Raw genomic sequence first — 10,266 nt, 5'->3', positions numbered from 1 at the left:
CCGCGTCAAAGTTTGATTGCTAATAAAAAATGAGGTCGGGCTCTTTTGTCCCAACCTCTTCTACTATTCATAAAATTGTTTATAGGGTTTATTAAAGGCTTCTAAAATATCTGATGGAGTTTCTGCATAAGATTTTATCTCTGTCAAATTTCCTTTAACGATAATTCTCTCAACCGCATTAGCATCTTCACAGGTTACCAAGGTAATCTCTTTAATCCCATCACGTTCGTCAATTACATCTACGCGATCAGGAGTTACAATTTTAACTTCTTCAATCTCGTATGTATAGACTTTTTCTTTATCAGTGAGATAAATTTTCATCCCTTTCTCAGCACGAGCAAGAGGAGAGAATAATTTCTTGTCTGCATTTTCACCTGCAAAGATACGGTGACTTGCTAGAGAATAATTTCCTTCCCCCATTACCTGATTGGCTTTCATTGTCCCAGCACCATAAAAAAGGTTAACATTATCGAGTCCCTTAAATATTGGTAGATTCATTTCAAGCTCGGGAATGGCAATCCCTCCAATTACCGGAAGTTGCTGGGAATTCCACTGAGCTGATAAGACTGCCTCCGAGGAAAGTGATTTTACAGAGTCAAAATCGAAATTTCCTTCTGTTTCTTTGTTCTCTTCAATCTCTTCCTTGGTCACCTGACTGACCTGATACTTATTAGTGTTCCAAATCATGAACATATCACGAATATTAGCATTGAAGATTAAAGCGATAGATAACAAGATTAGGAATCCTGCCAGTATGTTAATCAGTAGATTCTTACGTTTATTTTTTTTACTTTGATTCTTTTTTTGAGACATTATGCTTCACTTTCTGTTTCCTGTTCTGCCCCAACTTCTTCTTTTTCTGCTGCTGCAACACTTGTAAAAGTCACAATCTTAGCATCTTGATCTAGACGCATCACTTTTACTCCCATAGTTGAACGTCCCGTTTGTGAAATATTGGCAACATTGGTTCGAATCATGACACCTGTGTCAGTGATAATCATCAGATCTTCGTCCCCTTTTACTGTTAAGAGACCAGCCAGAGGACCATTTTTTTCAGTAACATTGGCTGTTTTCATTCCCTTACCGGCACGACCTTTTGTTGGGTATTCAGTCGCAACTGTGCGCTTACCGTATCCTTTTTCAGTTATGATAAGGACTTCATCTTGATCAGTAATCACTCTCGCTCCAACTACAGCATCACCTTCACGAAGTTTTACCCCTTTAACACCAGTGGCAATACGACTCATACTACGAACTGAAGACTGATTGAAACGAACTGAATAACCTAATTTGGTTCCGATGATGATATCTGTGTCTTTTTCAGTTAGTAAGACATTAATCAACTCATCCTCATCTTTCAGATTTAAGGCTTTGAGACCATTTTGACGAATGTTTGCAAATTCTTTAACGCTGGTTCTCTTAACAATACCAGCACGAGTCGTAAAGAAGAGGTAGGCATCATCACTACGGTCTGATTCGACATTAATGATGGTTTGAATACTTTCACCTTCATCTAGTTTCAAAAGATTGACAACTGGCAAACCTTTGGCTGTACGACCGTATTCTGGAATTTCATATCCCTTAAGACGATAAACACGTCCTTTATTAGTAAAAAATAGCAAATGATCGTGAGTGCTGGTTGAAACCAATTCACGCACAAAGTCATCGTCCTTAACTCCAGTTCCTTGAACGCCTCGTCCACCACGTTTTTGAGCTGTAAATTCGTCTTGGTCCAAACGTTTGATATAACCTTTATTTGATAGAGTGATGAGAACATCAGACTCTTCAATCAAATCTTCATCTTCAAGCGTCAAGACTTCACCAACCATCAACTCAGTACGACGTGGATCGCCAAACTTACGTTTGACCTCATCCAATTCTTCCTTGATGATTTGCGCTACGCGTTCTGGTTTTGCAAGAATGTCTGCCAAGTCAGCAATCAAAGCAATAAGCTCATCATATTCCGACTGAATCTTGTCACGTTCCAAACCTGTCAAACGACGTAGACGCATATCGAGAATTGCTTGACTTTGACGTTCAGATAACTTAAACTTGCTCATCAATTCAGCTTGGGCTTCTGCATCCGTTTCACTGGCACGAATGATACGAATGACTTCGTCAATGTGGTCCAGAGCAATCAACAAACCTTCTAAGATGTGCGCACGCGCTTCAGCTTTCTCTTTATCAAACTGAGTACGACGAGTCACCACTTCTTTTTGGTGCTCAATATAAGCATCCAAGATTTGACGAAGAGAGAGAATCTTTGGAACACCATTCTGGATAGCCAGCATGTTAAATCCAAAACTCGTTTGCATTTGAGTCATCTTGAACAAGTTGTTCAAGATAACATTGGCAGAGGCATCACGCTTCACTTCGATAACAAAGCGAACACCCTCACGGTTAGATTCGTCACGAACTGCTGTAATACCTTCGATACGTTTTTCTTGAACTAAACGCACAATATGCTCATGGACTTTAGTCTTATTAACCATGTATGGAAATTCTGTTACAACGATACGTTCACGACCCGTTTTCGTTTCCTCAATTTCTGTACGAGAACGAAGAACAATGGACCCTTTTCCTGTTTCATAGGCCTTATGAATCCCTGATTTCCCCATAACAAGGGCACCAGTTGGGAAGTCAGGCCCAGGGAGTACTTCCATCAAGTCCTTGGTAGTAACTTCTGGATTATCCATAACCAACTTAACCGCATCAATGGTTTCACCCAAGTTATGTGGCGGAATATTGGTCGCCATACCAACGGCAATACCTGTAGCACCATTGACCAAAAGATTTGGGAAACGAGCTGGTAGAACAACAGGTTCACGTTCATTGGCATCATAGTTATCAACAAAATCAACGGTGTTTTTATTGATATCACGAAGCATCTCAAGTGCAATCTTGCTCATGCGCGCTTCAGTATAACGCTGAGCTGCGGCACCATCACCATCCATGGAACCAAAATTCCCATGCCCATCTACAAGCATGTAACGGTAACTCCACCATTGTGCCATACGGACCATAGCCTCGTAAATAGATGAATCACCGTGTGGGTGGTATTTACCCATGACATCCCCTGTAATACGAGCAGATTTCTTATGAGGTTTATCTGGTGTCACACCCAATTCGTTCATACCGTATAGAATACGACGATGAACTGGTTTCAAACCATCTCGAACATCAGGAAGGGCCCGCGATACGATAACACTCATGGCGTAGTCAATAAAGCTGGTCTTCATCTCCTTTGTCAGATTGACATTCACTAAATTTTTATCTTGCATTAACAAATGCCTCATTTCACTATTAGTAACTAGTTATATTATACCATAGTTTGTCACTTATTTCAGTGTTACAATACGACTAAAACGTTTACATAGCCAAGTGGATGTTATATCCGTGACAAAGCTATTAAAAAGTGATACAATGAAAATAAACGGGGGAAGCCCTTAAAAAATAAAGGAGATGTTTAGACAAATGACAGTTACTAAACAACACAAAAAAGTTATCCTTGTCGGTGACGGTGCCGTAGGATCATCATACGCTTTTGCTCTTGTTAACCAAGGAATTGCCCAAGAACTTGGTATCATTGAAATTCCTCAATTACACGAAAAAGCTGTTGGTGACGCTCTTGACCTTAGCCACGCCCTTGCTTTCACTTCACCTAAAAAAATCTATGCAGCTGAATACGCTGACTGTGCGGACGCTGACCTTGTAGTTATCACTGCTGGTGCTCCTCAAAAACCAGGTGAAACTCGGCTTGATCTTGTTGGTAAAAACCTTGCAATCAACAAATCAATCGTAACACAAGTTGTTGAATCAGGATTTGACGGTATCTTCCTTGTAGCTGCTAACCCAGTTGACATTTTGACATACTCTACATGGAAATTCTCAGGATTCCCTAAAGAACGTGTTATCGGTTCAGGTACTTCTCTTGACTCAGCTCGTTTCCGTCAAGCCCTTGCTGAAAAATTGGATGTAGACGCTCGTTCAGTTCACGCATACATCATGGGTGAACACGGTGACTCAGAATTTGCCGTTTGGTCACACGCTAACATTGCTGGTGTTAACCTTGAAGAATTCCTTAAGGACACTCAAAACGTTCAAGAAACTGAATTGATCGAATTGTTCGAAGGTGTTCGTGACGCTGCTTACACAATCATCAACAAAAAAGGTGCAACATACTACGGTATCGCCGTTGCTCTTGCTCGTATCACAAAAGCAATCCTTGATGATGAAAATGCAGTACTTCCACTTTCTGTATTCCAAGAAGGCCAATACGGAATCAAAGACGTCTTCATCGGTCAACCAGCTGTTGTTGGAGCACACGGTATTGTACGTCCAGTGAACATCCCATTGAACGATGCTGAAACTCAAAAAATGCAAGCTTCAGCAAAAGAATTGCAAGCTATTATTGATGAAGCTTGGAAAAACCCTGAATTCCAAGCAGCTTCAAAAAACTAATTTATGTTAGAAAAAATGTCTAGACAATTTGTCTAGACATTTTTATATTTCATTTTATTACTTTATTTCATTTGAGCAAAAGCTGCTTCTGCATCTGCGTTACTAATTGCACCTAATTGAATCTTAGCAATTTTACCCTCTGAATCAATTAGATACTCTGTAGGGATGCTTCGAATTTGATAATCTTGAAAAACAGCTCCTTTTGTATCATATAAAACTGGGATGTCTTTATAACCTTGTTCTTCAAACCACTTTGGAAATTGGTCTATCGTTTTTTCACCTTGAAGCCCTGGAGCAATGACAGATAAAATTTCGAAATCACGATCCTCCTTAGCAGCAAGCTCCATCAATTCTGGCATACTCTTCTTACATGGTCCACACCAAGATGCCCAAAATTTAAGATAAACTTTCTTCCCTTTAAAATCAGATAATTTGACTTCTTTTCCATCCATCGATTGAAGCGTAAAGTCCGGTGCTTCTGCTCCCACAGCCACTTGCTTCACAGTTGGTTGCTGCTGTGTTTGAGTCGTTTGATTTTCCTGACTTGATTTTTTTTCTTCCTTGCCACAAGCAATCAGAAGAAAGAGAGACAAGAAACTAAGTCCAAAATAGATAATTTTTTTCATAGATAACTCCTTTTATCCTAATATTCCAGATAAGACATTTAACTGTCCCAACATTAATAAAATTCCCATGAGAATGATCAATAAACCACCAATTTTCTTTAATAAAAGTATGTGGGATTTGATTTTACTAAAATAGGGCATAATAAGACCTGATGCCAAGGCCAATAATAAAAATGGAAGCGCCATTCCGAGAGTGTAAATGAGGGTTAATAAGGCTCCCTGAAGAGCCCCATTTCCTCCTGAGGCAGCCAGTGCTAAAACAGAACTTAAAACTGGGCCTATACATGGAGTCCAGCCAAAGCTGAAGCTGATACCCAGTAAAAAGGCCGACAAATATTTGCTAGACTGTTTTTGCTTAAATGTTACTGTTTTTTGTACCTCTAATTTTTGTAAGTGAAGAATTTCCATCTGATGCAAACCCAGTATAATAATCATGATTCCCATGACATAACGGAACCAGTCAGCATAAAGTAAATTCCCAAGGAATCCTGCTCCAAATCCAAGAATAAAGAAGATGAGAGAGATACCCGCAATGAAACAGAGTGTCCGAATCAATCCTGACCAGGCAACATCTTTACCCAAAAAACGAAATGTCCTTGACTCCTCTTGATCATCTAACAGAACACCTGCGTAGACTGGTAACAAGGGAAAGATACAGGGAGAAAAGAATGACAAGACCCCAGCTATAAAGACAGAAATAAAAAATAAAATACTTTCCAATTAAGAACCTTCTTTCATATAGTTATCTTTTATTTTACTATAAAAGAAAACGTTTGTAAGAAATCCGCTACGCAAATTAATTTTCAACTTGAAAGAATCAAAAAAGGAGCTCAGCTCCTTTTTTGATTAATAAGTTCCCTCTTCACCTTGACTTGTCAAGATTACAGGCCCATCTTTAGTAATAACAAACTGATGCTCGTACTGGCATGATAGTCCACCATCGATTGTTTTATGTGCCCAACCTGTTTTCATATCTGTATCGATTTCCCAATCACCTGTATTGATCATAGGTTCGATTGTCAAAACCATGCCTTCACGAAGGCGGAGACCGCGACCTGCGATACCATAGTTAGGAACCATTGGTTCTTCATGCATAGTTGGACCAACACCGTGTCCTACAAGATCACGGACAACGCCGTAACCACGACTTTCAGCATATTCCTGAATAGCAGCTCCAATATCTCCAATACGGTTTCCTACAACAGCTTTTTCAATACCAATGTACATAGCTTCCTTGGTCACGTCCATTAAGTTTTTAACTTCTTCTGACGGTTTTCCAACAGCGTATGCCCAACAAGAATCTGCCAAGCCGCCCGTAAAGTTTTGAGTATATTTTTTCATCTGCTCAACGTTGTTAAAGTTGAGTTTAGAAACATTGAGGTCGGACTTAGCGATTGGCCCACCAAGGACCATATCAACCTTCAGCAAATCGCTTTCCTTCAAAATATAGTGGCGTGGAAAAGCATGGGCTACTTCGTCATTGAGTGAACAGCAAGTGGCATAAGGATAATCCATCATTGCCCCATCAACACCGATTTGTAGTGGAAGGAAATTTTCTTCTTTACAACGACGACGCACATATTCTTCTACTTCCCACATATCTACACCTGGTTTGATGATGTCACGCAAACCGATGTGAATACTGGCAAGAAAATCGCCAGCTTTATCCATTGCTTCGATTTCTCTAGCTGATTTTAATGTAATCATGTTTTCTCCTAGTTTTAATTAATTTTTACAGTAACATTTGCTTTTGATACGATTTGATGATTGATATAAATGTCATAGTCAATAATAGCTGACCTTCTTGTATGATGAATAATTCTAGCCTGAATCCGCAAGGTATCATCAATCTGAACAGCTTGTAAGAAATAAATCAACATTTGTTCAATGATGAGGTTACGTCCGCTATTCACAACCAGATCTTGCGTCATATGGGTCAATATTTCTGAAAGAACTCCATTTGCAAGGACTCCATTTTTTTCCAACATAAATGGTTCAACCGTGATGACAACTTCGTCATGGTGGTAAGATAACTTCTGACCAACCTGTTCTGAAAATGTTGGTAAAGCTGAAACTTGAGAGCGACTCATCTTTTCCATAACATCCCGTCTAGTAATGACACCAAGTAAGGTTTGATTGCTTCTCACAACAGGTACCATTTCAAAGTCTTCAGCAATCATTCTCTGGCTAACGTTAGCAATATTCGTCGCTAAACCAGTCATATAGACTGTCCTTGTCATGACCTTATCTATCGTTGTACCAGGTGATTTATCTCCAGCATCACGCATAGTAACTACACCAACAACAACCTGATGCTGATTGATGACAGGGAAACGGCTCGTCCTATTCTTACGAACCAAGTCTAGATAATCTTTGACAGTATCCGTTTCCTGTAGAAAACCATATTCATGACTGGTACGATAGATTTTTTCAACCGTCAAAATATCTGTCTTAATCTGAACATTAGACAAAGCTCTGTTGATCATAGTCGCAATTGTAAATGTATCATGTTTACTGCGTAATACTGGAATATTTTTTTTATTAGCATGGTTCAAAACATCTTCATGAACTTCAAATCCACCTGTTACCAAGACAGCATTTTCATTTTCAAGTGCCAATAACTGAATACGTGTTCGATCTCCTACGATAAGTAAGCCGCCATCATGAAGATAAGAAAGAATATTCTTTTCAGTCATCGCTCCAATGGAGAATTTACTAAATTCTCTATCCAATCCAGCTTGGCCAGCTAAAACTTCCGAGCCTGTAACCTCTGCAATTTCTGCGAACGTTAATTTCTCAATAGCTACTTTTTTTGACTTTACACGTACTGTTCCACTTCGAGGACGTGTTTCAACAAGTCCCCTATTTTCAGCTTCTTTGATAGCCCGATATGCCGTACCATCACTTACTCCCAGCCGATTTGAAATACTACGAACACTAACACGCTTCCCAACTGGTAATTCTTCCAAGTAGGCTAATATTTCTTGGTGTTTACTCATTTAGATTTCCTTTTGTATAACGGAATTCTAGATAATCCCGCATCTTTCGGGTATAACGATCGCTACCTTTAAAACGACGATAAAGAACAAAATCTGATTTTTCTGCTACTTTCTGACTAGCAACATTTTCTAGATGTGTCACAATCGAAAGTTGCTTCAATGCAAACTCGTTCATGGATAAATCTCGTAATTTGGTAACTGCTTCAGTCATATAACCCTGAGACCAATAGTTTTTCTTCAAAAAATAGCCAATTTCTGCTTCTTTCTTAATTTCATCAAGCTTTTCAAACTTGATAGCTCCAATCATTCTTTGCTCTTTTTTATCACAAATAGCCCAAATCCCCAAAGGTGATTTCATAAAATAATTGGCAAGAGCATGCTGACTTTCTTCAATACTTGCTTGTGCAGGAAAGATAAATTGAAGATTTTCAGGATCTGATGCAAGTTGATGAAAATCATCTACATCTGTAAAAAAGAAGGGACGGAAATATAAACGTTCCGTCTCATAGAAAGAAAACTTTGCTAATTTAGTCCAGATATTCATTGCAATCCTCAAATTGCTAATCTTCGATTAGCTCAATATCTGCTCCAAGATTACGCAATTTTTCGATAATATTCGAGTAGCCTCGAAGGATGAATTCAACATTGGTAATCTCTGTTTTTCCTTCAGCCATCAAGCCAGCAATAACTAAGGCAGCTCCAGCACGTAGATCTGTTGCCTTAACTTTTGCACCCTGCAAAGGATTTCCACCCTTATAAAGGATGTGGTCGTTTGTTGTTGAAATATCTGCATTCATTTTGGCTAATTCAAAAACATGGTTGACACGTTTTTCATAGATTGTATCAATCAATGTGCCACGACCTTCTGCTTTTAATAGCAAGGGAGTAATAGGCTGTTGAAGATCTGTTGCGAAACCTGGATAAGGAGCTGTCTTGATATTAACAGCCTTTAGATTTGTTTGCTCTTCGACGAAAATACTGTCTTCAGAAACAGTCATGTGAACACCCATTTCTTCAAGTTTAGCAATAAATCCTTCTAAATGCTCATAAAGTACATTATTAATTCGAATCCCATGACCTACTGCAGCTGCCATTGAAATATATGTACCTGCTTCGATACGGTCAGGGATGACTTGGTGGCGTGTTCCGTGCAAGCTATCCACACCATCAATTGTAATCATATCTGTACCTGCTCCACGAATGTGAGCTCCCATATTGTTTAATAATGTAGCCACATCAATGATTTCAGGTTCGCGAGCAGCATTTTCAATAACTGTTCGACCTTTAGCTTTTACTGCTGCTAGCATTGTATTAATAGTTGCACCAACACTAACAGTATCCATATAGATATGCGCACCATGTAGACTTGATCCTTGGGTTGAGAGATTCATATTATCTCCCTCGTAGGTTGTCTTAGCTCCCATAGCTTCAAATGCTTTTAAGTGCAAATCAATCGGACGTGGTCCTAGGTCACACCCTCCAGGCAAACCTACAGTTGCTTCACCAAAACGACCTAAAAGACTACCATAGAAATAATAAGACGCACGCAAGCTATTAATTTTACCATAAGGCATTGGTTTATTTTGAACACCACGAGGATCAATCTCAAGAACATCGTCATAACGCTTGACACTAGCTCCCATGATTTCCATAATCTCAATAAGACTAGCTACATCAGAAATGTCCGGAACACAATCCAAAATCACAACATCATCTGATAAAATAATGGCAGGAATCAAGGCAACGACACTATTTTTAGCGCCACTAATCGTAATTTCACCTTTCAATGGTCTCCCACCGTTAATGACAATTTTTTTCATTTTATACTCTTTCACTATTTATTAAGAAGGTCTCACCCTATATTATACCATATTTCTTACTAATAGCCAATCCTATAAAAAAATTAGGCCCAGAACTATCTTGATATTAAAGACGATAACTTTGGTTATATCAGTTATAATTATCATACTTATCAAAGCTAGTAAAAATCTTCCTCACCTGTATTTTTAAAGCTTGTAACAAAATTTTTACTGTACATTTTTTGTTTGCGATTGGGTAAAGAAAGACAGACTTAATAAGTATATACGATAGTATATACACTTTTATAAAATAAGAAATTAATACTCTTCGAAAATCAAATTCAAACCGCGTCAACGTCGCCTTGCCGTACTCAAGTACAG

General features: G+C 38.8%; 9 protein-coding genes. 1 reads left to right on the top strand and 8 read right to left on the bottom strand.

Annotated features, from left to right (window positions below):
* Positions 1-63: 63 nt before the first annotated feature.
* Together ADH90_RS00050 and gyrA are read right to left on the bottom strand one after the other, a co-directional pair.
* The gene (locus ADH90_RS00050) at positions 64-813 is read right to left on the bottom strand and encodes a class A sortase (protein ID WP_000078698.1); all 750 of its coding nucleotides are present in this window, start codon (positions 811-813) and stop codon (positions 64-66) included.
* Positions 813-3,281, bottom strand: a complete 2,469-nt coding sequence (gene gyrA, locus ADH90_RS00045; protein ID WP_049529432.1) for a DNA gyrase subunit A — start codon at positions 3,279-3,281, stop codon at positions 813-815. The genes ADH90_RS00050 and gyrA overlap by 1 nt, the downstream gene beginning before the upstream one ends.
* A 193-nt stretch (positions 3,282-3,474) precedes the next feature.
* Between gyrA and ADH90_RS00040 the strand changes: the two genes are divergently transcribed.
* Positions 3,475-4,461: an L-lactate dehydrogenase gene (locus tag ADH90_RS00040; RefSeq protein ID WP_049529431.1), complete on the top strand. Its 987-nt coding sequence runs from the start codon at positions 3,475-3,477 to the stop codon at positions 4,459-4,461.
* A gap of 62 nt (positions 4,462-4,523) precedes the next feature.
* On the opposite strand, the gene sdbB is transcribed toward ADH90_RS00040, so the two are convergent.
* The 6 genes from sdbB to ADH90_RS00010 all read right to left on the bottom strand — a co-directional run bounded on the left by sdbB (position 4,524) and on the right by ADH90_RS00010 (position 9,906).
* On the bottom strand, positions 4,524-5,087 hold the full coding sequence (gene sdbB / locus ADH90_RS00035) for a thiol-disulfide oxidoreductase-associated lipoprotein SdbB (protein ID WP_049529430.1): 564 nt from the start codon (positions 5,085-5,087) through the stop codon (positions 4,524-4,526).
* A 12-nt stretch (positions 5,088-5,099) separates the two neighbouring features.
* Positions 5,100-5,807: a thiol-disulfide oxidoreductase-associated membrane protein CcdA2 gene (ccdA2, locus tag ADH90_RS00030; protein ID WP_049529429.1), complete on the bottom strand. Its 708-nt coding sequence runs from the start codon at positions 5,805-5,807 to the stop codon at positions 5,100-5,102.
* 126 nt (positions 5,808-5,933) lie between these two features.
* Entirely contained in the window at positions 5,934-6,794 is an 861-nt protein-coding gene (locus tag ADH90_RS00025; protein WP_049529428.1) for a methionyl aminopeptidase, read from the bottom strand.
* Between the two features lie 14 nt (positions 6,795-6,808).
* Positions 6,809-8,086: a CBS-HotDog domain-containing transcription factor SpxR gene (gene spxR / locus ADH90_RS00020; RefSeq protein ID WP_045763437.1), complete on the bottom strand. Its 1,278-nt coding sequence runs from the start codon at positions 8,084-8,086 to the stop codon at positions 6,809-6,811.
* Positions 8,079-8,630 (bottom strand): GNAT family N-acetyltransferase, encoded by a 552-nt coding sequence (locus ADH90_RS00015; RefSeq protein WP_049529427.1) that lies wholly within the window; start codon positions 8,628-8,630, stop codon positions 8,079-8,081. The genes spxR and ADH90_RS00015 overlap by 8 nt, the downstream gene beginning before the upstream one ends.
* Before the next feature lie 16 nt (positions 8,631-8,646).
* Positions 8,647-9,906, bottom strand: a complete 1,260-nt coding sequence (locus ADH90_RS00010; RefSeq protein WP_045763439.1) for a UDP-N-acetylglucosamine 1-carboxyvinyltransferase — start codon at positions 9,904-9,906, stop codon at positions 8,647-8,649.
* Positions 9,907-10,266: the final 360 nt, after the last annotated feature.

Source organism: Streptococcus pseudopneumoniae (assembly GCF_001073085.1).
Classification (GTDB): domain Bacteria; phylum Bacillota; class Bacilli; order Lactobacillales; family Streptococcaceae; genus Streptococcus; species Streptococcus pseudopneumoniae_M.
The sequence above is the reverse complement of the archived record's forward strand: the minus strand, read 5'-3'. Positions and strand labels throughout refer to the sequence as shown.

Bases quoted from the DNA above. Each gene is read 5' to 3' on its own strand.
- ADH90_RS00050 (WP_000078698.1), bottom strand. From the start codon at position 813: ATGTCTCAAAAAAAGAATCAAAGTAAAAAAAATAAACGTAAGAATCTA.
- gyrA (WP_049529432.1), bottom strand. From the start codon at position 3,281: ATGCAAGATAAAAATTTAGTGAATGTCAATCTGACAAAGGAGATGAAG.
- ADH90_RS00040 (WP_049529431.1), top strand. From the start codon at position 3,475: ATGACAGTTACTAAACAACACAAAAAAGTTATCCTTGTCGGTGACGGT.
- sdbB (WP_049529430.1), bottom strand. From the start codon at position 5,087: ATGAAAAAAATTATCTATTTTGGACTTAGTTTCTTGTCTCTCTTTCTT.
- ADH90_RS00025 (WP_049529428.1), bottom strand. From the start codon at position 6,794: ATGATTACATTAAAATCAGCTAGAGAAATCGAAGCAATGGATAAAGCT.
- spxR (WP_045763437.1), bottom strand. From the start codon at position 8,086: ATGAGTAAACACCAAGAAATATTAGCCTACTTGGAAGAATTACCAGTT.
- ADH90_RS00015 (WP_049529427.1), bottom strand. From the start codon at position 8,630: ATGAATATCTGGACTAAATTAGCAAAGTTTTCTTTCTATGAGACGGAA.
- ADH90_RS00010 (WP_045763439.1), bottom strand. From the start codon at position 9,906: ATGAAAAAAATTGTCATTAACGGTGGGAGACCATTGAAAGGTGAAATT.